Origin of the sequence: aff. Roholtiella sp. LEGE 12411, assembly GCF_015206995.1 — a bacterium.
Classification (GTDB): Bacteria; Cyanobacteriota; Cyanobacteriia; order Cyanobacteriales; family Nostocaceae; genus Komarekiella.
In genome coordinates this window covers 25,734-52,181 of record NZ_JADEXR010000031.1, presented here as the reverse complement: position 1 = coordinate 52,181, position 26,448 = coordinate 25,734, and the positions used below count along the sequence as shown (strand labels likewise).

The 26,448-nt window shown below is 43.1% G+C and carries 23 protein-coding genes and 1 pseudogene; 16 read left to right on the top strand and 8 right to left on the bottom strand.

What is annotated here, in order from left to right:
• Window positions 1–101: 101 nt before the first annotated feature.
• Window positions 102–1,448 (top strand): hemolysin family protein, encoded by a 1,347-nt coding sequence (locus IQ246_RS09845; protein WP_194002468.1) that lies wholly within the window; start codon window positions 102–104, stop codon window positions 1,446–1,448.
• Between the two features lie 108 nt (window positions 1,449–1,556).
• Here IQ246_RS09845 and queC read toward each other — a convergent pair whose 3' ends face one another.
• On the bottom strand, window positions 1,557–2,231 hold the full coding sequence (queC, locus tag IQ246_RS09840; protein WP_194002460.1) for a 7-cyano-7-deazaguanine synthase QueC: 675 nt from the start codon (window positions 2,229–2,231) through the stop codon (window positions 1,557–1,559).
• A gap of 671 nt (window positions 2,232–2,902) precedes the next feature.
• Here queC and IQ246_RS09835 point away from each other — a divergent pair.
• From IQ246_RS09835 to rdgB, 9 genes are all read left to right on the top strand, one after another.
• Entirely contained in the window at window positions 2,903–3,985 is a 1,083-nt protein-coding gene (locus IQ246_RS09835) for a Gfo/Idh/MocA family protein (protein ID WP_194002458.1), read from the top strand.
• A gap of 327 nt (window positions 3,986–4,312) precedes the next feature.
• Window positions 4,313–4,927 (top strand): DedA family protein, encoded by a 615-nt coding sequence (locus tag IQ246_RS09830; RefSeq protein WP_194002456.1) that lies wholly within the window; start codon window positions 4,313–4,315, stop codon window positions 4,925–4,927.
• Between the two features lie 208 nt (window positions 4,928–5,135).
• Entirely contained in the window at window positions 5,136–6,290 is a 1,155-nt protein-coding gene (locus IQ246_RS09825; RefSeq protein ID WP_194002454.1) for a ParM/StbA family protein, read from the top strand.
• A 5-nt stretch (window positions 6,291–6,295) separates the two neighbouring features.
• Entirely contained in the window at window positions 6,296–6,787 is a 492-nt protein-coding gene (locus tag IQ246_RS09820) for a plasmid segregation centromere-binding protein ParR (RefSeq protein WP_194002452.1), read from the top strand.
• 620 nt (window positions 6,788–7,407) lie between these two features.
• A complete protein-coding gene (locus IQ246_RS09815) occupies window positions 7,408–8,826 on the top strand; it encodes a galactose oxidase-like domain-containing protein (protein WP_194002450.1) in 1,419 nt (472 codons plus the stop codon).
• 106 nt (window positions 8,827–8,932) lie between these two features.
• Window positions 8,933–9,868: a hypothetical protein gene (locus IQ246_RS09810; protein ID WP_194002448.1), complete on the top strand. Its 936-nt coding sequence runs from the start codon at window positions 8,933–8,935 to the stop codon at window positions 9,866–9,868.
• Window positions 9,869–9,976: 108 nt separating this feature from the next.
• On the top strand, window positions 9,977–10,138 hold the full coding sequence (locus tag IQ246_RS09805) for a hypothetical protein (RefSeq protein ID WP_194002446.1): 162 nt from the start codon (window positions 9,977–9,979) through the stop codon (window positions 10,136–10,138).
• A gap of 166 nt (window positions 10,139–10,304) precedes the next feature.
• The gene (locus tag IQ246_RS09800) at window positions 10,305–11,741 is read left to right on the top strand and encodes a phosphoglucomutase/phosphomannomutase family protein (protein ID WP_194002444.1); all 1,437 of its coding nucleotides are present in this window, start codon (window positions 10,305–10,307) and stop codon (window positions 11,739–11,741) included.
• A gap of 86 nt (window positions 11,742–11,827) precedes the next feature.
• Window positions 11,828–12,409 carry an RdgB/HAM1 family non-canonical purine NTP pyrophosphatase gene (rdgB, locus tag IQ246_RS09795; RefSeq protein ID WP_194002442.1) on the top strand — a complete coding sequence of 194 codons (582 nt, stop codon included), beginning with the start codon at window positions 11,828–11,830 and terminating at the stop codon, window positions 12,407–12,409.
• 196 nt (window positions 12,410–12,605) lie between these two features.
• Here the strand turns inward: rdgB and IQ246_RS09790 are convergent, their stop codons facing one another.
• Complete coding sequence (locus IQ246_RS09790; protein ID WP_194002440.1) at window positions 12,606–13,022, bottom strand: nuclear transport factor 2 family protein; 417 nt, start codon at window positions 13,020–13,022, stop codon at window positions 12,606–12,608.
• 375 nt (window positions 13,023–13,397) lie between these two features.
• Between IQ246_RS09790 and IQ246_RS09785 the strand changes: the two are divergent.
• Window positions 13,398–13,532 (top strand): annotated as a pseudogene (locus IQ246_RS09785) (LysR family transcriptional regulator); the annotation flags it as partial.
• A 52-nt stretch (window positions 13,533–13,584) separates the two neighbouring features.
• Window positions 13,585–14,025: a GNAT family N-acetyltransferase gene (locus IQ246_RS09780; RefSeq protein ID WP_194002438.1), complete on the top strand. Its 441-nt coding sequence runs from the start codon at window positions 13,585–13,587 to the stop codon at window positions 14,023–14,025.
• Window positions 14,026–14,447: 422 nt separating this feature from the next.
• On the opposite strand, the gene IQ246_RS09775 is transcribed toward IQ246_RS09780, so the two are convergent.
• The 5 genes from IQ246_RS09775 to IQ246_RS09755 form a co-directional block, all read right to left on the bottom strand.
• Window positions 14,448–14,786: a P-II family nitrogen regulator gene (locus IQ246_RS09775; RefSeq protein WP_194002436.1), complete on the bottom strand. Its 339-nt coding sequence runs from the start codon at window positions 14,784–14,786 to the stop codon at window positions 14,448–14,450.
• A gap of 358 nt (window positions 14,787–15,144) precedes the next feature.
• The gene (locus IQ246_RS09770; RefSeq protein WP_194002434.1) at window positions 15,145–15,750 is read right to left on the bottom strand and encodes a bZIP transcription factor; all 606 of its coding nucleotides are present in this window, start codon (window positions 15,748–15,750) and stop codon (window positions 15,145–15,147) included.
• Window positions 15,751–15,933: 183 nt separating this feature from the next.
• Complete coding sequence (gene thiD, locus IQ246_RS09765; RefSeq protein ID WP_194002432.1) at window positions 15,934–16,755, bottom strand: bifunctional hydroxymethylpyrimidine kinase/phosphomethylpyrimidine kinase; 822 nt, start codon at window positions 16,753–16,755, stop codon at window positions 15,934–15,936.
• A gap of 9 nt (window positions 16,756–16,764) precedes the next feature.
• A complete protein-coding gene (locus tag IQ246_RS09760; RefSeq protein WP_194002430.1) occupies window positions 16,765–18,408 on the bottom strand; it encodes a hypothetical protein in 1,644 nt (547 codons plus the stop codon).
• 329 nt (window positions 18,409–18,737) lie between these two features.
• Entirely contained in the window at window positions 18,738–19,172 is a 435-nt protein-coding gene (locus IQ246_RS09755; RefSeq protein WP_194002429.1) for a hypothetical protein, read from the bottom strand.
• 120 nt (window positions 19,173–19,292) lie between these two features.
• Between IQ246_RS09755 and IQ246_RS09750 the strand changes: the two genes are divergently transcribed.
• Window positions 19,293–21,137: a S8 family peptidase gene (locus IQ246_RS09750; protein ID WP_194002427.1), complete on the top strand. Its 1,845-nt coding sequence runs from the start codon at window positions 19,293–19,295 to the stop codon at window positions 21,135–21,137.
• A 137-nt stretch (window positions 21,138–21,274) separates the two neighbouring features.
• On the top strand, window positions 21,275–21,508 hold the full coding sequence (locus tag IQ246_RS09745) for a hypothetical protein (protein ID WP_194002424.1): 234 nt from the start codon (window positions 21,275–21,277) through the stop codon (window positions 21,506–21,508).
• Here the strand turns inward: IQ246_RS09745 and IQ246_RS09740 are convergent.
• Window positions 21,495–21,818, bottom strand: coding sequence for a thioredoxin family protein (locus IQ246_RS09740; RefSeq protein ID WP_194002421.1), 324 nt, complete (start codon window positions 21,816–21,818; stop codon window positions 21,495–21,497). The two genes, IQ246_RS09745 and IQ246_RS09740, sit on opposite strands and share 14 nt — an antisense overlap.
• A gap of 796 nt (window positions 21,819–22,614) precedes the next feature.
• Here IQ246_RS09740 and IQ246_RS09735 point away from each other — a divergent pair.
• Window positions 22,615–22,782, top strand: a complete 168-nt coding sequence (locus IQ246_RS09735; RefSeq protein ID WP_194002419.1) for a hypothetical protein — start codon at window positions 22,615–22,617, stop codon at window positions 22,780–22,782.
• A gap of 1,120 nt (window positions 22,783–23,902) precedes the next feature.
• Entirely contained in the window at window positions 23,903–26,431 is a 2,529-nt protein-coding gene (gene hetF / locus IQ246_RS09730; RefSeq protein ID WP_194002417.1) for a cell division protein HetF, read from the top strand.
• The last annotated feature ends 17 nt before the right edge of the window (window positions 26,432–26,448 follow it).

Sequence of the window (26,448 nt, the reverse complement as noted above, 5' to 3'; positions counted from 1 at the left end):
GGACTGGGGACTGGGGACTGGGTATTGGGAAGAATTCAATCCCCAGTTCCCAATGCCTAATCTCTCTAAATGGGGGCGTGAGTTTTACACGATCTTTGGCGGTGAGTGGTTTTCCTAGATTAATTTGGACAGATGTGGGGCTGCGATTGTTGTCAGTGCTACTACTGATTGCGATAAATGCCTTTTTTGTGACAGCAGAGTTTTCGATGGTCAGTGTGCGGAGGTCGCGTATTCACCAGCTAGTTGAAGCTGGTGATATTCCAGCGATCGCTGTTGAAACACTGCAACGTAGTATCGATAGACTATTATCTACAACCCAATTAGGCATTACCCTCTCTAGTTTGGCGTTGGGATGGATTGGAGAAAGTACAATTGTGATGCTGGTGGATGCATGGCTAAAATCCTTGCCTTTACCCAGTAGAATGAATATCTTCATAGCTCATTCTTTATCAATTCCGATCGCCTTTTTTCTAATTGCCTATTTGCAAATTGTGTTAGGGGAACTGTGTCCCAAATCATTAGCTATGCTGTACTCGGAACAGCTGGCTCGGTTTTTAGGGCCTTCGGTAAAAGCGATCGTACGTTTTTTCAGACCCTTCATTTGGATTCTCAACCAATCAACCCGCTGTCTATTACGAATCTTTGGCATCCAATACACAGGTCAAAGCTGGAGGCCACCTGTTACTCCAGAGGAATTGCAACTGATTATCTCTACAGAACGCGAATCCACTGGTTTAGAGCTTTCAGAACGAGAACTGCTCAATAATGTCTTTGAGTTTAGCGATGTAACGGCGCAAGCTGTGATGATTCCACGCACCAGCATTGTAGCACTGCCAAAAGATGCTACTTTCCAGACATTACTCACGGAAATGGCTTCTACTGGCCACTCCCGCTATCCTGTGATTGGTGAATCTTTAGACAACATTCGTGGGATTGTCTACTTTAAAGATCTGGCAAAACCTCTGGCTGTAGGAAAGTTGTCTTTAGAGACACAGATCGAACCTTGGATGCGTCCCGCCCAGTTTGTCCCAGAACACACGTCCTTGAGTGAACTTTTGCCAATGATGCAGCAAGAGAAATCAGCTATGGTCATGGTAGTAAATGAATTTGGCGGTACTGTGGGACTGGTAACTATCAAAGATGTTATTGCTGAAATTATTGGTGACGCCAGCGAACCCGAAAGCAGCGATGATTTGCTGATCCAAATGTTAGATGAGCATAAATTTCTGGTGCAGGCACAGATCAACCTTGAAGACGTCAACGAAGTTTTGCATCTCAATTTGCCTTTAACAAGAGAATACCAAACACTTGGAGGGTTTTTGCTCTATCAGTTGCAGAAAATTCCTGCCAAAGGCGAAACCTTATTCTATGAAAATCTCGAATTCACTGTAGTCTCAGTTGTTGGGCCACGTCTGCACCAAATCCAACTGCGACGCTTGGAGGAGTGAGGAGTCAGGGGAGTGGGGAGTGGGGGAGTGGGAGCAGAGAATAATTAATGACCATTGACTCTTGACTTTTGACCCTTGACTTTTGACTTTGGACAAATGACTCAGCACTCAAGCATAGTGAAGCGGATCTTTTAATTCCAATTCGGCAAAAGCTGCTAGTCGTAACCGGCAAGAATCACAGACACCACAAGCGATATTACCACCGGCATAGCAAGACCAAGTTAACTCCCAGGGAACTCCCAATTGGTTGCCCAACTGGATAATTTCGGTTTTTTTCAAGTTTATTAGGGGTGCAACAATACTTATTGGTTGGCCCTCACGTCCTTGTTTGGTTCCTAGGCGAAAAACTTCCTGCATCGCCTGGATATAGTCGGGACGACAATCAGGGTATCCAGAGTAATCTAAGGCGTTGACACCGATATAGACACGTTCAGCAGCGATCGCTTCGGCGTAGCCAAGGGCAAAGCTTAAAAATATAGTATTACGAGCAGGGACATAGGTGACAGGAATATTTTGAGACATTTCATCTAAGGAACGCTCCTGGGGTAAATCAATGGCGTCGTCTGTAAGTGCTGAACCGCCCCATTGCCGTAAGTCAAAATTAACCACTTGGTGTTTTATGACCCCAGCTTTCTCACCGACGAGGAGGGCTGACTGTAATTCTCGCCGATGTCGCTGCTGGTAATCGAAGGAAATGGCATGACACTCACAGCCATCAGTCTTCGCTTTGTACAGAATTGTGGAAGAGTCTAATCCACCGGACAACAGAATTACAGCTTTCATCTCAGTTTTCCATTTTGGATTTTAAATCGTTCAATCACACTTCAATCAGAGGATGTTTGAATTTTTATTAGTTAAGTAAGGCAAACACCACCGTACTTAAATATATTCATGTCAGAGGAAACTATCTATACAAGTTACAAGTTTCTCTCAAAATGTGGTGCGATCGCTGGGTACTACAAATAATTATGCAAAAATCATTTTAGGAATTGATCGTGGTAATTCCTAATACATTCTTTCTGAATAAACCGATCTCAGTGTGATATTTTAGTCATTCTGTTATTTTACTCACAAAAAAGTTCTCCATTTTCAATAGTGTCAATTTGATATTAAGCTTGGTAGTTAATTGGCTAATTGACACCTCAAAAAAAGTTAAATTTAAGACTTTGGACTATCAAAACTTTAGATAATTTTTCCTGAGGTATTACGTAATTTTAAAAGTTAATAAACAGACATCTTGTTTTTGTGCTTTAGACAAAAAAATTGAGCAATATCGAACTGTTTATACAAAAGACAGCCAGATTACGGGAACTGATTGCAAACTTTGAAATTCTTCATAAACAGAGCCTCTATGTTACCATCTGGATGGTTTTAGACGGATCATAACTGGCCGTTCAGTATAAACGCCAACGACCGTAGCGTCTCTAAATTTGGTGGTTGAGGAGAGAATAATAGTGCAAGATAGCATGTCAGTGGCAGAACCGAATCCATATACACAGCGCAACCAGCCACGACCGATCCGCATAGGCGTGATTGGGGTGGGTAACATGGGACAACATCACGCTCGCGTGCTGAGTTCAATGAAAGATGTTGAACTGGTTGGAGTGGCAGATATTAACGTAGAGCGGGGGTTAGAAACCGCCAGTAAATACAAAGTGCGTTTTTTTGAAGACTACTGTGACTTGCTACCCCTTGTGGAAGCAGTTTGCGTGGCCGTTCCCACTCGCCTGCACTATGCTGTAGGCATTAACTGTCTTTTGGCGGGAATTCATGTTTTAGTTGAAAAACCGATCGCTGCAAGTATTTCTGAGGCAGAATCCCTGGTAAATGCCGCAGCTGAGTCTCAGTGTATCCTGCAAGTAGGTCATATTGAGCGCTTCAATCCAGCATTTCGGGAACTGAGCCAAGTGCTGAAAACTGAGGAACTGCTGGCGCTAGAAGCTCACCGCATGAGTCCTTACTCAGATCGGGCAAATGATGTGTCGGTTGTGCTGGATTTAATGATCCACGACATTGACCTACTTTTGGAATTAGCCGCCTCTCCTGTAGTAAAATTAACCGCTAGCGGTTCTCGTGCCTTGGACTCTGGTTATTTAGATTACGTCACTGCCACCTTGGGTTTTGCTAATGGCATTGTCGCTACTTTAACTGCCAGTAAAGTCACTCACCGAAAAATCCGTCGGATTGTCGCCCACTGTAAAAACTCATTCACTGAGGCAGATTTTCTCAAGAATGAAATTTTGATTCACCGACAAACGACAGCTAACACTCTGAATGACCACCGACAAGTACTTTATAGGCAAGATGGTGTGATTGAAAAAGTCTACACCAGTAATATTCAACCTCTAAGTGCAGAGTTAGAACATTTTGTCAACTGCGTACATGGCGGGAACCAACCTTCAGTGGGTGGCGAACAAGCTCTTAAAGCTTTGAGGTTGGCAAGTTTAATTGAGCAGATGGCTTTAGAAGATCGAGTTTGGAATCCATTAGACTGGCAATCGGAACAGAGAGTACAATCATTGACGCCGACAGTCTAAAAAAACAAAGGGCAGATGGGAAGATGGAGGAACAGTCGTTGTCTACTTTCCTCCCCCATATCCCCAATTTTAGAAGTAACCTGGAGTGTGTTTTCAAATTTTATTTAGATCCCCCCTAGCTCTTTTAATAAGTGGGCTAAGGGGGATCTCAACTTTTGAAATCAAAACTTCCTTTCCATTTCTTCCCCTGTGTCTGAGTTCAGTGCCAATTTTAGTGAAGCTAACTTAACACTTAAGCTCTAATTAAGAGCAGATAATTAACTTTTGCGAAAGTTAATACTAAATTGAGCAACAAAAATTAGTGCAATAATTTCAGGAATCGACTCGATGCTTGAATGGATAACCAATACTATCAACTACATGGGTTATTTGGGAATCGCTCTGCTGATGTTTGTAGAGAACCTCTTTCCCCCCATCCCTTCAGAATTGATTATGCCACTGGCAGGATTTACAGCACGAGCAACCCCGGACAAGCTTAATATTATTGGCGTATTTTTCGCGGGGCTAATAGGTTCTGTGCTGGGGGCACTAGTCTGGTACTATCCAGGTAAATTTTTGGGCGAAGAACGTTTGAAAACCTGGGCTGATAGGTACGGCAGATGGCTGGCTATATCGAGCAAAGATATTACCAAAGCGACACGCTGGTTTGATAGACAAGGTAACAAAGCAGTACTTATTGGTCGGCTTGTGCCGGGAGTTCGGACATTGATTTCTGTGCCAGCAGGCATCAGTAGTATGCACTTGCTCCCATTCCTATTTTACACAACCCTAGGTAGCGCTGCGTGGGTAGGTTTGTTAACATACTCAGGATATATACTGGGAAGTCAGTATGAGCTTGTGGACAAGTACCTTGCTCCGGTATCTAAAATCGTGTTTGGGGTCTTGGTATTGGCATTTGTTTTCTGGGTGCTCAAACGTAAGCGAAAAAGCACCCGGAGATAAAACACAATCGTTTTTAGTTTGGAAGCAGGGTTACATCTGCTAAAAATTCGCCTACACTATGCCAAATAATACTAAAAGCGCGATTGCTGAAATTAATTTTTGGCGTATTTCTAGCTACACTTGACGCAACCAAAAATTTCTGGTTGCTCGCATTTTTGTAAGATGAGCATGACAACTTTTTACAGTTAAGTTCAGATTAGGAGCTTTCATGACAGACCAACCTTCCGCCGCTACTCCAATGAATGCCGCTGCTATACCAATGAATAGAGTGTCGGCGTCAACTCCCATAAATGCTGTTAATACTCCCAAGCCAGGCGGCGGCATCGGTTCAGGGAAAACAATTCTCAGTGTTGATTTAGGCAGAACTTCCACAAAAACTTGTGTAAGCCGCGAACCCAATAGTGTGGTGTTTATACCTGCCAATGTCAAGCAAATGTCAATAGAACAGGTACGTGGGGGCGTTTTTGAAGCCAGAGCTACTGACCCTTTAATGGATTTGTGGTTGGAGTATCAAGGCAATGGATATGCTGTAGGTCAGCTAGCAGCAGATTTTGGAGCGAATCTAGGAGTCGGTCAGTCTAAGGTAGAGGCTGCACTGGTGAAAGTCTTGGCATGTGCCAGCTACTTCAAACTCAAAGATGAGATTTCTGTTGTACTTGGTCTGCCTTTCCTCTCCTTAGAGCAATTTGAAAAGGAAAAAGCACAGTTAATCAGCCAAGTAGGTGGCCCTCATGTGTTGAACTTCCGAGGCGAATCTGTATCGCTGAACGTCAATAAGGTATGGGTAATGCCAGAAGGCTACGGCAGTCTTTTGTGGTCTGAAGCTCAACCTAAAAAGAGCACTACGGTTCCCGATTTTACGAAAATCTCGGTGGCAATTGTTGATATTGGGCATCAAACCGTCGATCTTTTAATGGTAGATAACTTCCGCTTTGCGCGAGGTGCTTCTAAAAGTGAAGACTTCGGGATGAACAAGTTTTATGAACTGGTAGCTGCCGAGATCCAAGGAGCAGATAGTCAATCTCTGGCTTTGATTTCCGCTGTTAACAAACCCAAGGGTGAGCGTTTTTACCGTCCTAAAGGCGCTAGTAAGCCCGCCAACCTAGACGATTTTCTTCCTAACCTCACAGAGATGTTTTCTCGAGAAATCTGTAGTCGCGTGCTAGCCTGGTTGCCAGAACGCGTCACCGATGTGATTCTCACTGGAGGAGGAGGTGAGTTTTTCTGGGAAGATGTTCAACGTCTGCTCAAAGAGGCAAAAATTAGCGCACATTTAGCTGCACCTTCCCGCCAGGCGAATGCTTTGGGGCAGTATATTTATGGAGAGGCACAATTGTCCTCTAATCGCGCTGCTAGGGCCTAAAGCTGATGTTCCAATGGTCAAAAAAGGTAGTTAAATCCGTTACGTTCAACCCAGGGGTTGCTGATGAAAGCTTGTTGGCACAAGTAGAAAGCCATTTGGAAAAACAACCCGACAAGACTTTCAGTGACCTCTGCAAAGAAGCCTTATGGCAATCTTTATGTGTACCGGAATCTGTACGACCTGCTCCGAAAACCGCAGCAACAGCACCGATTGAACAACAAATCGGTGAGCTGCAACGTCAAGTGGCTGGCCTTGAGGAACGTTTTTTTGCCAAGGAATCCAATCGTTTGGAGGCGATGGAACGCCATATTATGCAACTTAGTCAGCAGCTTGCACAATTGGCGCTCATTGTCAACGATCCATCAGTCATTCAGTCCCCAAATCAATCAGTATCAGATGTATCAATAATAAATAATACTTCTTATACTGCTGCTACCCCTCCTCAAGAGGTTGACCCTGTTATTAGTCGCCTTAGCCAGTTTCTTGATGATTTTTAAGGAGTAATAAGGGTTTCGAGCATCTTTTGCTCAAGTCAACAATCCTTAATAGTAAACACTATTAAGGATTATTAATATTTACTATATAAATTATTTAGAGATGCAATGTTTGGCGACAAGCCGCTATGCATCTTATGTCTGATCAACTTATCTGCAAGAGCAATTCTACAAAGAAATTTTGGAATTATTGAAGTTTTTGCAGGTGTAGCGATCGCTTGCAATAGCAAATAATCATAGATTAAGCTACTGAAAAGACGGACTAAAGATTTACTTAATAAATAGTTTGTTAGTCTTTTTGTCAATACCTAAGTCCTATAACTTAACTTTTCAATCAAAGTAAAATAGTGCGGAATTCCCAACATAGCTATTTAAAAATAAACTTTTGTGTTGGATGAGGGATCATATTTATTCTAAGAATTATCTAGTTGCTATAATCCAAATTAATGACGAAGCTAGACAGTGAGAATCGTTGCTAATAAGCAATGTTGACACAGATTCAACAGTTCTTGTTGGCCGTTCAATTCAGTTGAATTCTGTACGAGCCTTGCGCTCTGTACTTACGAAAAGTATATAGGTGTGGAGTAAAATATCTACTTTTTTTTGCTAGGAACATCTACAAAATGGCTTGGCAACTACTACCTTATAACTGTCCGATAAATCCTGTCCATGCTGCTGTATTACTCACGAGTAAAGTATTCTTCTTCACTGGCTCAGGGAACGATCCCAGTAATGTAGCAAATTCCCCTCAAGGTTCCGCAGTTTGGGATGTGAATAATGGTACCTTCTCCCGACCTGAGATCCCCTTGGAAAAAGATGGCAGCGTCATTGATGTTTTCTGTGCAGGTCAATCATTCCGACCGAATGGCAGACTGTTTATAGCAGGGGGTACAAAGCAATATGACCCGTTCTTTGGGCAAACAGCTGCTTTTGTCTTCGATCCCCCCACTGAAAAATGGATCAGAGTGGCATCCATGAATCAAGGGCGCTGGTATCCAACTGTTTTGACTTTGGGTAGCGGTAAGATATTCGCCCTATCGGGTTCGACTGAAAATGGTGGTCTGAGCGTCACACCAGAAGTTTTTTCTGGTGGTAGCATTGGCTGGGAAATTTTTTCCCAACCGACTAGCTCCTTTTCTCTTTATGCCCACCTATTTCTACTTAGTACTGGGAAACTTTTTTATACGGGTGCCCAGCTAGGCGGCAATAACAGTGTCTCGCCACGTATCCTTACCTTACCCTCAAGTTTTAGTGTAGCGATCGCCGAACAAGCAGTATCTGGCTTGCAACAAGCTGATTTTGGCAACCAAGCAGCCAGCGTGTTGTTACCGCCAGCCCAAGACCAAAAAGTGATGATTATTGGTGGGGGTAATGGCGGTGGGATGGCAACCAACCGAGTCAATATTGTTGATCTCAAAGCGGCTAGTCCCACTTACACAGCGGCTGCGTCTCTCAATAGTGCCAGAATGCACCACAACGCAGTCTTATTGCCCGATCGCACAGTATTTGTTTGCAACGGCAGCGGCATGAACGAAGATGTCGCACAATCTACCGTTCCAGGGGAGATTTACAATCCAGCAACAAATACTTGGACAGTAGTAGAAACACCTGCGGTCAATGGTCGAGTATATCATTCTGTAGCGCTGCTATTACCAGATGGTAGAGTCGTCGCAGCTGGAGGAAATCCCAACCGCGGTTCTTATGAAGCCCGGCTAGAAATTTACAGCCCAGCGTATATGGCGCAACTGCGGCCTGTAATTCAAAGTGTCCCTCAATTTGCTAACTACAACAGAACGTTTGCAATTCAAACACCCCAAGCTGCCAACATCAAATGGGCACATTTAATTAATCCAATGGCGACTACTCATGGATTAGATACATCTCAACGATTAATAGACTTACCGATCACATCTAGAAATAGCACTTCTATCAACGTTGGGGTAACAAATAACCGCAATCTTGCACATCCTGGCTTCTATATGTTGTTCATTGTTGATAACAATAATGTGCCTTCTGTAGGGACTTGGATTCAAATTAGATAAAGCTTCGTTGTTAGTGGTTAGTCTTTTTTAGTGGTTGATTGTTGAGTGTTGTTTGTAAATAGCAACAACCAACAATCAACAACCAATAACCAACAAATTGGAAATTATGAGTGTAACACGCAGACAATTTGGTAAGTTGGCAATCGCTGGCACTGCGGCAACTGCACTAGGAGTATTGTCGACTAAAGGCATTGCCCAAACACCCAGTCAAGTTATTTTGGGTGTACATCCTGGTGCTTTACCCAGAATGGACAAGTCAACTGGTTTAACACAAACCAACGCTATTGATAATACTGAAGAATCAACAACCGCAACCATTGCTGCTAATACTGCAAATAGGAGCGCTGCAAACGGTAGTATACCTATTGTTGTAGAGTCCTATGATTTGGCGACTTCTCAGGTAAAAACAGTTTTGACAACCTCAGCTATTTTGCTGCCTGGGGAACAATTGAGCGGTTTTGCTACTTTAAAAGATGGCACCTTAATAGTAGCTGCAAGCGGTGGTGGTCTAAGTAAGAAAAACCAGGCAAATGCCAATATTCGCTTGATATTTTTGGGCAAGTCTATTAAGACTCTACCTCTGTCAGGTCTGAAAGATCGGCAAGAACTGTTGAGTTTAGCTCGTTCTCAGGATGACTCATTAATAGGTATAGTCAGTGGTGCCAATGGTGTACCCCCTTATAGCTTAGTAGCTGTAAACCCTAAAACAGGAGAGGTGACGGTAAAAAACCAGCTACCAGATCAAGAGCAATATAGCAATCTAACGGAGTGTACTGACGGAACTCTTTATGCGATCGCTACCGAACAATCAGGTATAACTAGTCTCTACCAGATTAAAGAAGGGCAAAAAACCCCATTGGAGTTAGAGGGGCAACCTTGGAATAGTGGTTTTATTGGTTTGGTGTGTTCTGCATCTAACCAATTGTTTGCCGTGGGTGCCCGTCGCTACGAATTTCCTAATTACATACACCTGATAGATGGTAAGACTGGGGAGTTAAAGAGACTAACTGCGTTTAACGTTTCCAAGATCGCAATTGCTTAACCCAAGTTGCTAGTTAGTATACGTGGGCGATCGCTTTGAGACAGTTAAACAATAAAACGCCCTCCCAGAAAAAAACTAGGAGGGCTACTATATGCTGCCATAGGTAACTTGTTGAAGGCGATTGGGCACAATGAAAAACTCCATGCACAAGGGCATGGGGCATGGGGCATGGGGCATGGGAAAGAAGCTACCAATGCCCTATGCCCAAAGCGGCGGGGCGCTATCTCTCTACATATACCTGGGGATGGAGTTTCCCGTCGCTTTCAATAAACTTGTATCTATGCAGGCGATCGCACCTATGATATATTGTACAAATTTGCTTATTTTTGTTTCAAAATAGCCTAATTTCATCCGTACATATTTTTACTATATCTTTTTTTTACATTGCATCCTGTATAAATGCTAAAATCTTCAAGTAGACAGTTAGGATACTTAGATGCCAGTTGTAGCTAACTCAATCAAGTTTGGTACAGACGGCTGGCGGGGCATTATTGGTGATGAATTCACCTTTGAACGCCTAGCCCTGGTCGCGCCAGTTGCTGCAAAAGTATTATTTAATACATATTATTCTGCGGTCGGTAGCCGGACGATTATTGTCGGTTATGACCGCCGATTTATGGCGGAAGACTTTGCTCGTGCTGTTGCCGATACTGTTAGCGCTGTCGGATTTGATGTTTTGCTCAGTGAAACCTTTGCTCCAACTCCAGCTTTTAGCTGGGCAGCAAAACAACTTAATGCTTTAGGGGCGTTAGTAATTACCGCGAGTCACAATCCAGGTACATATTTAGGTCTCAAAGTCAAGGGTTCTTTTGGTGGCTCTGTACCGCCAGAAGTCACAAAGGAGATAGAAGCGCTGTTGTCAGAGGGAGTACCACCAACAACTACCCCAGGCAAGCAAGAGAAATTCGATCCTTGGCCCAGCTATACCGAAGCATTAGAACGTAAAGTTGATATTGCCAAAATTCGGGAGGCGATCGCCTCTGGCAAACTAACTTTATTCGCTGATGTCATGCATGGCGCTGCTGCTGGCGGACTACCAAGATTACTGGGCGATCAAGTCAAAGAAATCAACAGCGAACGTGACCCCTTGTTTGGTGGTGGTGCGCCGGAACCCTTACCTAAATACCTTTCGCGTCTATTTGAAGTCATTAAAACTCATGGAGAAACGGATAAATCAGGTTTAACAGTGGGGTTGGTATTTGACGGGGACTGCGATCGCATCGCGGCTGTGGACAAAGAAGCCAACTTCTTGAGTTCCCAAGTGTTAATCCCAATATTAATCGACCACTTAACTTTACGACGCGGCTTCAAGGGTGAAATAGTTAAAACTGTCAGTGGTTCTGACTTGATGCCCCTTGTAGCAGCATTGCATAATTTGTCTGTATTTGAGACAGCAGTTGGTTATAAATATATTGCTGACCGAATGTTAACAGCCGAGGTATTACTCGGTGGCGAAGAATCGGGAGGAATTGGTTATGGTAGCCATATTCCCGAACGCGATGCACTGCTATCAGCATTGTACGTACTAGAAGCGATCGTCGAATCCGGGTTAGATTTAGGTGAGTATTATCGCCACTTGCAGGAACAAACAGGGTTTAGCTCAGCTTATGATCGCGTTGATTTGCCCTTAGCAAGTATGGAAGTGCGATCGCGTCTTTTGCAACAACTGCAAACCCAACCCTTAACAGAAATCGCTGGTAAAGCAGTGATTGATTGTCAAACAATTGACGGCTACAAGTATCGCCTAGCCGACAAAAGCTGGTTAATGATTCGCTTTAGCGGTACTGAACCAGTTTTACGCCTCTACTGTGAAGCCCCTACACTCGAACAAGTGCATCAAACTCTCGCTTGGGCGAAACACTGGGCAGAGTAAAATTGGTTATTAATCATTTGTCATTTGTCTAAAAATAATGACCAATGCCCAATGCCCAATGCCCAATGCCCAATGCCTAATGCCCCATGCCCAAATTACTCGTAGTAGCAACAGGAAACCCAGGTAAATTGCGGGAAATGCAAGCTTACCTGGAAAATTCTGGTTGGGAATTAACTCTCAAACCCGAAGAATTAGAAATTGAAGAGACAGGCGACACCTTTGCAGCAAATGCTTGTCTCAAAGCCTCCCAAATCGCACAAGCAACAGGACAGTGGGCGATCGCCGATGATTCTGGCTTGCAAGTAGATGCCCTCAATGGCGCACCAGGGGTATATTCTGCACGTTACGGCAAAACTGATGTAGAACGTATTGCTAGGCTATTGCGGGAATTAGGCGATGAAGTAAATCGCCAAGCTCAATTTGTTTGTGCAGTAGCGATCGCTCGTCCTGATGGTGCGATCGTATTACAAGCTGAAGGAGTTTGTCGTGGTGAAATTCTCCATGCACCGCGTGGTGATGGTGGTTTTGGCTATGACCCAATTTTTTACGTTCCAGATAAGCAATTAACCTTTGCTGAGATGACGCGAGAATTTAAGGGGTCAATTAGCCATCGCGGCAAGGCTTTTACAGCTTTACTTCCGCAATTAGAAAAGCTATCTGAGAATTAGTATTTTCAGTAGCCAAAAAATAAGTAGTCTAGTTTTTGCCGAAATAGCCCAACACAAGACCATGCTTGATTATTAGGCAAAACGTCAAACCCAAGTCTAGAAGCGATCGCCCCTTACCCACATCCTTTCAACTACTCTCCCACCAATAATCAAGGGTTGTTTCCCGAAAGACCATCTCGAAGTACAAGCCCAGTCCTTAAAACGCAACATCCGCAGCAATCTCCTGCCAGCGAGTAGCCAAATCCTCCGATGGAAGTGGACAGACTTCCATGGCTTGAATCAAGCCATGCTCAATGGTGAAACGGTGGCCCACGTGCTCATCGGCAAGAACTGCGTAAGCCTTGTCGCGCACGACCTGATGCACATCGACCAAAATGCGCCCGGCCTCCTCCGGGTGAAAGGCAACCGGCTCGACGTGTCCATTGATCTCGCTCCACTGCTCCGTCCAGTAAGCGCGGACTTCTTCAGGCCCACGGACAAAACCGCCTTTGAATGCCCTCGGCCAAACCACGTCGGGAGCCATGAGGGCGAGGGCGGCATCAATGTCACGCGCGTTGAAGGCTGCGTACGCTGCACGTAGCAGCTCGATTTCTGGTGCAGGTTGATCTGGCATAAGAGGTAGGTGAAGGAGATGGGACAGTACCTAACTATATTAGACGGAAACATTCTGCCTAAGACCTCACGGTGGTTGAATAGACAGAGACTTTCCGCCTAAGATCCCAATTCGGCGTTTAGGCAGAATCTTTCCGCATAGTACGCTGCTAGAGGTGTTTAGGCGGAAAGGTTCCTGCATAATTCATACCTGGATTCAGCAACGCCTCCTGTAATCAACCAAACTTTAGGAGCGACACGATTTCTGTCTGAGTTCATTTGTTTTCTCCAATACAAAAATGATGAGACGCGCCTCATATTTCTTAAGATAGGAGACAGCTATGCGACTGTCCAATATATATTTGACTAGGATTAATAGGTTAGACATATAAGTGTGATGGAACTACGGCATCTGCACTACTTCATCGCGGTGGCTGAGGAACTGCACTTTAGTAGAGCAGCAGAGCGGTTGTGTATTTCCCAGCCCCCACTTAGACAGCAGATTCGCAGTTTGGAAGATGAACTAGGAGTCAAATCATGATGATACGTGAGCAGTTAGGGAGCGTAATTCCTAATGATTTCAAATGAAACTACAACCAATTGAACATCAACACTTGAAAGAATGCGCGGACTTGTTTGTTTCAGTTTTTAGCAATCCTCCTTGGAATGAAAACTGGGAGATTGAATCAGCTTTGAACAGATTGGAAGATTTTTATAATATGCCAAGGTCACACAGTGTTGTTGCAATCTCAGAGGATAGAATTATCGGTTTTGCTATTGGTTATATTGAAAGATGGTATCAAGGTAAAAGCTTTTACCTGAGAGAAATGTGTATTGATTCCACTAAGCAGCGAAGCGGAATTGGTACGAAAATTATGGATGTACTTTCCCAAAATTTAGTGAGTCAAGGTGTCAATAATATCTATCTATTGACAGCGCAAGATAGTCCAGCCTCAGCATTCTATGAGAAGTGTGAGTTTTGTAATAACTCCAAAATAATTATGATGTCAAAAACAGTGCAATAGCCATTACCGCGCAAGAAGAGTTAACATTTCATTATGACAACTCAATTAAGAAACTCAGTTTTAACATTTCTTACTTTCAACTTTTCAAAAGCATTTTTTCACCTCTTCCACACAACAGCGATCGCCTAATTTGGCAACTCACCTCATAAAATCCTTAAGCAAGTGATCCCAGGCGCGATCGCCCAAGAAAGGGGAGCAAAATTAGTAGGTGAAAATAACCAATTACAAGAGAATAAAGTGCAAAAAAGTAAGAAACCTCGTTACAGTTTCTTACTTACTTTCGCTACTATATCCAACTTAATAGGAAGCGTTGCTGATTTAAGAAATAAAAAACTATCTAAAAGTTTAGCCTTTTCGATATATTTCATCCTACTATTCAGCAAGGCCCACCATACTGCCACTTAGTATTCAGTATTTAGCACTTAAACTGCTTCTGTGTTCTTTTCGCCAGTACGAATCCGAATCACTTGCTCAACAGGCGAGATGAAAATTTTACCATCGCCGATTTCGCCAGTCCGAGCAGCGGAGATGATCTTGTCTACCACCATATCAACCTGATTATCGTCAACTACAATTTCTACTTTGAGTTTTTGCAGAAACTCAACGGTGTACTCAGAACCACGATACCGTTCAGTTTGACCTTTCTGACGTCCAAAACCCCGGACTTCAGAAACAGTCATACCGACGATACCAGCATTGACTAAGGCAATTTTAACTTCATCAAGCTTAAAGGGGCGGATAATAGCTTCTACTTTTTTCATGTCTTAACTCCTGACTTCTACTAGCTTCGTTTATATATCTAACCAGATCCGCTGTCTGAAGCTGTAACTAGCAGCGCTTTTCCTAAAACATCTGTAATAATTGCCACTTTTTTGTTAATGTGGACGCCTCACCTGAGTGCTTCCGATATGAGAAACAGCAAAGATTGATTAATTGGATAATCCTTGAGGTTCTGACATGAGGAAGTTCAGTCAAATTAGCATTTTTTATGTGTGTTTTGTAACTTAAAAATAGATAATTTTCGCTACTGAGTAGATATGCTCAGACATTCATAGAGTAATTGGAGAGAAATTGCAAGATAGCCTGAAAGCTGACTGCTGCTGACTGTGGCAGTGTCAATTAACGATTTTGATGTTCAAACAGGGGACGTACCACCAAATACCCAGCGCCAAAAGCAGTAAGCATGATTAATATAATGGTGATAACTAACCACCAGCCACTGAGTTCTTTTATCTCAGGCTCAGCAATGGGATAGTAGCGTACTTGCTGTTCTTCTATAAAGACTGGTTCTGGTATTGGGAAACCCATTTCCATTACAGGCGCAGAGAAGTGTTTACGGCGGCTTTTTCCGGGAGGCACTTTAGACGCTGCGGGTTGACGTGGACGTGAAACCTGCTGACTTTGGCGTGCTTCGGTAACTGGCTTGGCTGCACTTTTCACAGCGCCAGCAGCATGGTTAGCTTGATGATAACTGGGCTGAGCACCGGAATCAACAAGCTTTTGCAAGTGTAAAAAAGACTGAACGACTTTGGTAATTTCTTGGCGAAGTAGTTGATTTTCCTGCGCTAATTGTTGATTTTGGGCGGTGAGTGCATTTAACCTTGCCTGTGTTGCTTGCAACTCAGTTGATAATTCTCGGTATACAGATAATGGTACAGAAGGAGGGTAGGCTTGAGTGGTCGGTATTGGTAAATGCCGGTGAACGGAACCTGTGGTTGCTCGCATCGGGGACTTGGTATTAAAAATCAAGGTTATTAGATCGTACAGAGATGCTAACAGACTATTAAGTTAGCTCCGAAACTATGCCCAAGAATAATAGAAAAATTCCCAGAGGGCAAAGATTTTTTTGAATATCGTCTGTAGTCGGTGAACAGGGAGCAATTTGAACACTGATAACTGACCAAGAGGTTAAGTTTGTAACAATGGGAAGAAGTGTCCCACAGGGCCTTGTCCTTTGCCAATGTCGAGGGCGTAAGTGAGTGCAGTTGTAACATACTCCTTTGCCTGTTTTACTGCTTCCCACAAGTTTTTTCCCATCGCCAGATTAGCAGCGATCGCAGCTGATAAGGTACAACCAGTACCGTGAGTATTTTTTGTCTCTACCAGTTTTGTTGTCAAAGTTTCGAGCTTTTGCCCATCAAACCAGATATCAACACCACGCAAATTCCCTTGCATCCCTCCACCCTTGACTAAAACAGCTTTTACCCCGAAATTTTGCTGAATGATTTGGGCCGCAGCTTGCATATCATCCAGCGAATGAATCTGTAAACCACTCAAAATTTGGGCTTCATAGCGATTTGGTGTGACAATAGCTGCTTTAGGAATCAAGGCATTACGAAGAATTTTCACAGCATCATCATCAATCAATTGTGCCCCCGTGCGTGATACCATAACTGGATCAACCACTAAATTATCGATTTGTAAAGCTTCTACCTGCTTGGCAACAGCAAAAATAATTTCCTGGTTAAGCAACATTCCGGTTTTTGCAGCTTGCACGCCAATATCCTCAACCACTGCCCGAATTTGCGCCACAACAGCCTCGATTGGCATAGCATCAACTCTTACTACCCCCAAGGTATTTTGTGCCGTAACGCAGGTTATAGCGCTAGTACCGTGAACACAATGAAAGGCAAAGGTGCGTAAATCAGCTTGAATTCCCGCACCACCACCACTATCAGAACCAGCAATAGTTAAAGCAACAGGCACTCTGGATATTGTTTGAGCGTTCATAAGTGAAAATTACTTGCCAGATTGTAGTTGCTTGATGATAGCTTCCAAAGGATTTGGTTCTGGGTTTTGCGGCTTTTCTTGCGCTACAACCGTCAAGTATGGTTGAATGGCTTCATCAACCCAGCCAGAGTAATATTTTATGCTGGTAGATTTGGGGGAAAGCTGAAGTAATTCTAAATCGCCACGCATAGCATTCCAATTGATAGGAACTTGTGGTGAGAGTTGACCAGAACCAATGCCTTGAGGGCCACCACCAACTAAATTAAGAGAAACTTCATCCAATCCTCGCACAAAGCGTTTTCCATTCCAATGCCATTCAAAACCAGGCCAATTAACGGCGGGTTTTCCTGGTGGCAAAGAGCGCTGAAACTCGTAAATACTTGCACCTTCATCCAGTTTCACTGTGAAGCCTTGAGGATATCGTACCTCATAGCGTCCCTTGCGAGTTTGTAAGTCAATAGGACTCCACCACAACACTTCTACATTTTCCTCACTGTTGCCAGATGATAAAGATGCAGTAGAAGTTTTATTACTCAACTTACTATAAAGCGGTAGTCCCTTGGATGGCAGTTTAGCCATTGCTGTAAATCGCCAACAAGACCAACTTTCAGGATTATCAGCAGCTTGCCATTTAACTTGACAAACACCGTTAGCGGTACTAACCCAAAGCTGATCGTTTTCCAACCTAAGCTTGTCAGGAATTGCACCAACCAATGGGCTGTTATGAACAGTGTAGGAAGTCAAAGAACCAGAATTTAGGTTTTTTGAATTGGGACGATAAGCAACTAAACCTTTAGCAGGAATGTAAATATTTCCTTCTCCACTAATATTAGTAGCCATCCAAAAAGTCGGACTATTTGCATCTCCAGTTATGGCTAAATCAGTAATTTGTGTAAACCCAAGTTTTTCTGGTTGAATGAGCGTAAAATTATCAGTTTGTGGGTCATAACTAACAATAGTCGCAATACCGTTATTACCTTCACCTTGCTCAAAAGCCACTGACCACCAAATGCGATTGTCATAAATTATAGATGCTGTAATTCGGGGAAAACCCAGTTGATTTCCCGTTGCCGAATATCCCGCTTTTACTGCTACGTCCTGCAAGTTTTTGAGAGTATATAGCGTTTGCTTAAGAGGCTTTTTACTATTAGAAGTAACTAGCTCAAAAACAACTTTGTCATCGGCTGGCTTTGGCTCAACTGTTCTTGATATATTGTTGTTTTCCTCCAAAGAGAACTTTGGCTCCCTAACAACTCGATACTGATAAGTTTTACCTTGAAAACCAAGATTTTTTAACTTAGGATTTACTAAATCTTGTGCAAATTCTACATAGTTGCTTTGTGGCTGTAATTCCTTGGGTAAACTTCCTGGTTGCACTGTCCAAGTGTTGTTACCTCGGCAGAAAACAAAATCCTGCTTTAAAGCCTGAAACTTTACTTTTTCAGCATCAGCTACAATATTGCGGATATGATAATTAAAGCTGTCATAAAAGCTTTCATTTTTATTGGAAACAGGTAAAGAGACGACTGTAGCCTTTGGACAGTTTGCCGCTTTAGGGTTGACATCATTAGTCGCCTGAGAGAAACTTTTAACGCTTGAGACACAGGCGTTAAGCATTAAAATAATACCGAACATTGGAATAATTCGTTTCATAGTAAATGTTACCCTTTAAAAAGAGCTAATCTTTTTTTAATTCACAAAAATAACTACAAAATCTATTGATAAAATTCCAAGGTTTCTATTTTTTTTGGAATAATTAATATACTAATACTAAAATTTTATAAATATGAAAAATAACATAGTTTTAATGATGCCACATCTATATTTTGGAGCAACACTTTGTGGCACGGAGATTTAAGCCGTAACTGGTGAAAAATTGCTGATTTTAGGCTATTATTTGCTGCTAGCCCAAGCCTTAAAATAGATTTTAAGCTTTGTAGAGACGCGAAATTTTACGTCTCTACATAACTAATGACTACTAACTACTGATTTTGTTGCGATCGCAACTCTTGTAATGCTCTGTGCAAATACTTGCTCCATTCTGCGGCCAAAGGGATTTCTGTAAACGGAACGCGCACCGAGTTAGCAGGTTCGGTAAGTACAAATTCTAACTCAATAGCCCGACCTTTTTCCGGCAGTGCTTCAATATCTACTGGTTTGTCATCTACCAAAAGACGGGTTTGCTGAACGTCAAGCAAAGAGAATGTTTCTAACTTAATTGGGCCTTTTGGTGTGGGTTTACCCCAAGTAATATTGTTACCTTTTTGACCCAATACGGCATAAATATCGTACTTAGCCCGCTCAAATTGCTCTGCCCAAGTGCGATAGGCTTCAACTTTTTGATACTCCTTCGAGCCTTGCCAAGCCAACCAGAAAAACATTGCTAACAGCGGCAACCACAAAAGACCTCGTTCCATCGTTTAAAAAAGTCCTGAGTCCTGAGTGAATATTGTAACTAAAGCGCAAAATACATCAAAAAGAAACAGAGATTAAGTTATGGTAGTGAACAAACTGGCAAAAAGCGGTAATTAGTTAATATGAGAAGACTTATATTATTGTGCTTGTTTGTCATTGGGTTGGGATCTGCTATATTTGGCTTCCTAAATTTTCAGGGACTGGCAGCTAAAGGCGCGTTTGAGACCATTTTGCTTGATTTTCGGGAAGATATTCCACCAGAGATAGTGCAGCAAAATCTCCAAGCGATCGCAAAACAATATAACGTTACACCCCAATTAGACAACAAGTTTTCGGCGAAGGATAATGTATATATTATCAAGGGCGATCGCCAGCGGCTTAAGGAACTGAAAAAATCCCAATTCGCTAAAACTACGGAATTCATCGAACCAAATTACATATACAAGATTCCAAATCCCGGTAAAACAGCTTGGCTGGGAGAATTTTTACGCCCCCAAGAAGACGAAGCAAGTCCCTCATTAACAGGCCCCAACGACCAATATTACAGCAAGCAATGGAACCTACACAAAATCGGCATTGAAGGCGCATGGAGTCAAACCAAAGGTAGCGGCATCACAGTTGCTGTAATTGACACCGGGATTACGCGTGTGCGGGACTTGTATGAGACAAAGTTCGTTAAAGGCTATGATTTTGTGAACGACCAAGAAGAAGCCAAAGACGATAACGGACACGGAACCCATGTTGCTGGTACTATAGCCCAAGCCACTAATAACAAATATGGCGTCGCTGGAATTGCCTACGAAGCCAATCTGATGCCATTAAAGGTACTCAGTTCCTATGGCGGTGGTACAGTTGCCGATATCGCCGAAGCGATTAAATTTGCTGCTGATCAAGGCGCAGATGTAATTAATATGAGCTTGGGTGGTGGTGGTGAAAGTCAGTTATTGAAGCAAGCGATCGAGTATGCTCATAGAAAAGGTGTAGCGATCGTTGCAGCAGCTGGGAATGAAAATGCCAATGGGTCAAGCTATCCAGCCCGCTATCCCCACGTCATCGGTGTTTCAGCATTTGGCCCAGATGGCGAAAGAGCACCCTATTCCAACTTTGGTGGAGGGGTAGACATCTCCGCTCCTGGTGGTAGCGATGCTGGTAAGATTCTGCAAGAAACTATCGACGAAAACGGCGAAGGGGTATTTCTTGGCTTGCAGGGTACAAGCATGGCTTCCCCACATGTTGCTGGTGTTACGGCATTAATCAAAGCCGCTGGAATCAAAGAACCAGATGAAATTTTAAAAGTTCTTAAGCAGTCAGCACGAGTTATCCAGGATGATGGTTTGAACTATTATGGCGCTGGGCAACTCAATGCCGAAGCAGCAGTCAAACTAGCCTTCGGGGGGCAAATCAGTTTTCAAGATTTCTTCCGATGGTTACGGGATAGCGGCTATCTTAACCCCGGCTTTTGGATTGATGGTGGTGCAGTAGCACTAATACCCAAGGTTTTAATGGTAGTTGGTTCCTATTTGCTGGCTTGGTTTTTACGGGTTTACTTCCCCTTCTCTTGGAGTTGGCCATTATCCAGTGGCTTAATTGCTGGCAGTTCTGGGTTATTTTTCCTCAAGGGAATCTATATCTTTGATCTTCCTCAGTGGCCTTTGCGAGTTTTAGGCAGTTCAATTCCCGAATTAGGCAATACGCTTCAGGGAACTGATGCTTTTAATCCTCTATTTGCTAGCGTGCTAATTCCCATTGTGTTAATGGCATTGCTGCTAGGGAATTCTAGTTGGAAATGGTTTGCGATTGGTTCAACCCTAGGTATAGCTGCATGTTTAACAATAAGTGCAGTTTACGACCCAGCAGTATGGGGATTAGGAAGTGGTAACATAGCACGCGTCTTTCTCATAGTCAATGCCCTACTCTGTTATGGACTTGCTCGTTTAGCATTGAAAAACAACGGAGAACCAGCATAAAAGAGGAGAGGGAGATGGGGAGACAAGAGGATATTGAACCTCCTCTCCCACTCCCCCACTCCCTCACTCCCTACTCAATACTAAGCATGGGCTAAACGCCCCGCTACTGCTAACAACACTCAGCACTCGATAAGAATATGAGCATTACAGTTACAGGAACAATTGAACGCCGTGATATTGGCATGGGCACATGGGCGTTAGTCACAGACGAGGGTGTTACCTACGAAATCCTCAAAGGTGTTGACAAAAACTTACTCAAAGCTGGACAAAAAGCAAAAGTTAAAGGACAAGTACGTGAAGATGTCATGACAATTGCCATGATTGGCCCTGTCCTAGAAGTCAAAACCTTTGAGGTGATTAGTTCTGACTAACTGTGGAATTCAGAACTTCTTGTAGACGACTTCTAAACTCCCCTTTGGGATGACCACCTTTTACCTCACCCACAATCTGAAATTCTGCTTCTGGAGAATCACAGATGATGTAAGTAGGCCATCCCATTTCAGATTTATCAGGATACTGAGTTAGTAAAATCTTGCGATACTTGCGGTAAGAAGCCGTATCCTGCATTTTCACATCGATAAACTGTAAACCTAATTCCTCAGCTACCTTTTTGTCATAAAATGACATTTTGTGGCAGATACCACATTCTTCTGAGGAGAACTTAATCACAGCTAAATTCATGGACTGGTGAATCTCTTGGCTTTAGGCAAAATATTTTAGCATAGATTATGAACCTCAGCATATTGCTGAAAGACTAAACAATGGAAGTTAAAGAATTTAACGTCAAAATATAGAAAAAAAATTAAGAATGTGATTAAATATCACAGCGATCATTTTTGGTTGACATCTCTGGCTCACAATATAAGGAAAGCGATTTAGGGAATGAGGGGGTAGGTTTCGCTCTTTGCACATAACAGCAAGACAATCAAAGTCTACTAGTAATGGCGATAAGAGTAGCAATAACAGACTAGTTACAGGGAAAATGCCGCACTCCACAGTATCGTCCCAGGGTATGCAAGCTAAAAAAACCCCCAATGGGTGTTAACCTACTAGGGGAGTGAGTTATCAGGGTGCATCTACCAATTAAATGTTCTCAGGTTGAACATCATCCTCCGGAGAAATTTTTAAAATAAAAAAACCCCCAATGGGTGTTAGCCTACCAGGGGAGTGAGTTATCAGGGTGCATCTACCAATTAAATGTTCTCAGGTTGAACATCATCCTCCGGAGAAATTTTTAAAATAAAAAAACCCCCAATGGGTGTTAGCCTACTAGGGGAGTTAGTTATCAGGGTGCATCTACCAATTAAATATTCTGGGGATAAGCACTACCTTCCGGATAAAAATATCACAATTAACTGTTGATTGTGATGCCAAACGGAAAAACCCCCAATGGGTGTTAGCCTACTAGGGGAGTTAGTTATCAGGGTGCATCTACCAGTTAAATATTCTAAGGATAAGCACTACCTTCCGGATAAAATTGTCACAATTAAGCCTTGATGGTGATCCTAACCAGAAAAACCCCCAGTGGGTGTTAGCCAGCTATGGGGGTGAATTAACAGGGTATATGTACGAATTAGATTTTCTAAAGTTAACTGCTATCCACCGGACAAATTTGGTTATATTTGATATCTGGCAACGTTTTTAATAAAATCTGAGAAACCGGATTTATGTATGAAAAATCTAGGTTTTCAGGTTTAGGAATTGTAAGAAACCCAGTTTTTGACTGGTGCAAGATGTGAACTAGATTGATTTTATTAATGTTTGCTCACCAAAAAAACTTCCAATGGGTGTTAGCCAACTAGAGGAGTGAGTTATCAGGTCAGGCACTGTTGTAAATTTAATCTTGTAGCTTCCTTATGGGCTACATTCTATTTCTATTTACCAGGTTGAGCCGAGGAATGCTATCTAGGGGGCTGATACCTCTTGTACGATAAATGTTTGGCATAACTTCCCAAATTGCACTTCTTCGCTTATGGCAAGGAACGAGGAAAAAGTCTATTGGGTAAGGATTTTACTCTTAAGTTTACACGAATAGATATCAGGGTATACCTACCAATTAAATAACCAGTAGGCTCTAGTAAAAAAATTGGTGTGTTGGGAGGTGTTGCTGCTTACTCAACATAAAAAACCCCCCAGTGGGTGTTAGCCAACCAGGGGAGCTAGTTATCAGGGTGCATCTACCAATTAAATGTTCTCAGGTTGAACATCATCCTCCGGAGAAATTGACTAAAAGATCGATTCGTTGTTGTGTGCAAAAAAACCTAGTGAATAGTAACTAGCATGGCTCAATTAAATGGACGCTCGTAGTAAGAAACGGTTTTAGGCTTTTGAAACCTTATACAGATACAGAGCGATAAATCCCTCACTACGAACAAAGGTTTTATCTGACATGTAATTACGTCCACTTACTTAACTGACTAGGGAAGTTGAAGATCAAGGTGCATCTACCAGTAAAGTATTCTAGGGTTAAGCACAATTTTCTGCTCAAGAATAACTGCATCAAAGGGTTGCTGTTGTTTGCCAAAATTAAAAAAACCCCCAGTGGGTGTTAGCCAACCAGGGGAGTTGAAGATCAAGGTGCATCTACCAATCAAGTGTTCTAGGCGTAAGCAATCCGATCCGGATAAAGTTGTAAAGGCAGAAAAGCAAAGCCGTTGAAATCAGAAACATTCAGTGGCGGGGTGCATCTAAAGTTATCAGAGGGAGTGAAAAATCGACTTGAAACTTTCGCGTTTCAAACCAGATTTAGGAGGCGAACAGAAGCTGTGACCCAGGAATTTCACATTTCCGTAACCCCAGTAGGGCAAAACGACTACTTGGTGCGGACGGAACAGGTCGCGCCTGGGGTGCCATTGGCTGAAGAATTGGTGACTTGGCCGGTAGCTGATTGGTTAGCAGCTGCTGGACATTTGATGAATGACCCTTTGAAGTCGGTATTACAGGGAGATGCGTTGATGCAGTCCGCCGAAGGCATCGCTAGAAACTCTGTAAACTTAGTGGCGTTGGGTCAACAATTTTATAATGCGCTGTTTCAAGGCACTCTCAGAGATAGTTGGATTACTGCCCAAGGTATTGCTCAGAACCACCAACAAGTATTACGCTTGCGTTTGGGATTAAAAGACACTAGGTTAGCTCGTCTGCCTTGGGAAGTGATGCACGCGGGCGATCGCCCTCTGGCTACTGGGCCTTATGTGGCTTTCTCGCGGTTTCAAAGTGGAATTTTAGGAGCATCTCGGTTGCGCTCAAGAAATATCCCGTCACCACTGGAAGAAGGTGGCGTGAAAGTGTTGATGGTAATTGCTTCCCCCACAGATCAAGTCCGTCTTGACTTGCTTAAGCAAGAAGCTGTCAAACTGCAAGCTGAACTTCACCGTCAAATACTGCGATCTGTTGAAAGTAACAATCATCTGCCAGAAATTGAACTTACTCTGTTAGACCAACCAGGGCGGGAAGAACTGACGCAGGCGCTTGAACAAGGAAGATACCATGTTCTGCACTACTCTGGTCATAGTAATTTAGGTTCCAATGGCGGAGAAATTTATCTTGTCAGTAAGAGAACTGGTTTGACGGAAACTTTGAGCGGGGATGATCTGGCTGGCTTGCTCGTCAACAATAATATCCAAATGGCAGTGTTTAACTCCTGCTTGGGGGCATATACAGCTACACACAATGCCTCTGGAGATACGGGCGAACGTAACCTCGCCGAAAGTTTGGTGAAACGAGGGCTGCGGAGTGTTTTGGCGATGTCAGAACGCATTCCCGATGAAGTGGCGGTGACGCTAACACAATTGTTTTACCGTAACTTGAGTCAGGGATATCCTGTGGATTTGTGCGTGAGTCGCGTACGCCAAGGATTGATTTCTGCCTATGGTTCTCACCAGATGTATTGGGCATTACCCATTTTGTATCTCCAGCCAGAATTTGATGGTTTTCTTAGCCCGGAAATTTATTTATCTGAGAGTCCAGAGTCATTAAGCCAGTATCATTCACCTCTAACGACAACTTCTAGTTCAATGTACTCTGCTGTGGTAGATGATACCGATGTGCCACTAGTAATCGAGGAAATGATTCCTTCTGGTTTAGCACGCGATTCTGAGATGGATTGGCTAGGTGAAGATACCTGGGGCGATCTCGTTGATGAAATTGAGTATGATGACCCCAGCTATGCAGAAGATTCTGCGATCGTTTCGGATTTGTTTCGCCAGCTAGATAACCAAAAAGCTGCACCTGAAAAAACTTCTATGAATGCAGAACTGGTGCAACAAATTCAAGAAAATAATCTTCAGGAAATGCGGGTTTCAGAAGAAATAACTTCCCAGGCTCAAGAAGCAAGATTATGGGGAGAAGACCCAGTTACAGAGATACCAACGACTGGGCATTTTGAAAGAGATTGGGAGAGTCCCCATCTTTTGCGTAGGCGTAGCCCGCCGCAGGCATCGCAGCAACCAATTTCAGGCAAACGTCGTACCCAACGCCGCAAGCTGTGGCCGATTGTTGGTATTGTGGGCGTGAGTGCGATCGCCACTATCATCGGTTTCAATTGGTTGAGACAACAACCTCAAGCAACTTTACCTGAGATCCCATCGATTCAGTCTCTACCCATTCAAAAACAGCCGATTATCGATTTAAATACAGCCCCAACTGGAATTGTCACCGCCACCGCCACTCAAAAACTGAGCCAGGGCGACTTACAAGCTGGGTTGTTAGCTGTAGAAGAATTACTTAATCGTGGCGCACTTGCTGGGGCTGAAGCTGCTCTGAAGCTGGTTCCCAATCAACAAATAGGTGATCCATCTGTCAACTTTTTTAAGGGGCGATTAGCGTGGCAGTTTATCCAAACTGGAGATAATAAATATAGTGTCGATGATGCCCGCCGTTACTGGGAAAATGCTGCAAAAGCTCAACCAGAATCGCTTTTATATAATAATGCTTTGGGATTTGCCTACTACGCAGAAGGCAATCTGAATCGAGCTAATGACTCTTGGTTCAAGGCTTTGAATTTAGCTCTCAAACAGCAGAACACTCCCTCTAACGCTGCTATATTATTCAAAGGAGCATTACCTCGGGATGCCTTAACTTCTTATGCTGGTTTAGCCATTGGGCTGTATAAATCTGCGCCTAATCAACCTGCTAATAAACAAGCACAGTATATTAATGAAGCGATAAAACAAAGCCAAATGGTGCTTAAGGATGATCCCATAAATTTTCAGATAAATAAACTGAGTAGCAATTGGTTATGGACAGAACAAGCAATTGCAGATTGGCGATCGCTTCTACAGGAAAAAGAGAAATAATGAAAAAGCTAATATCA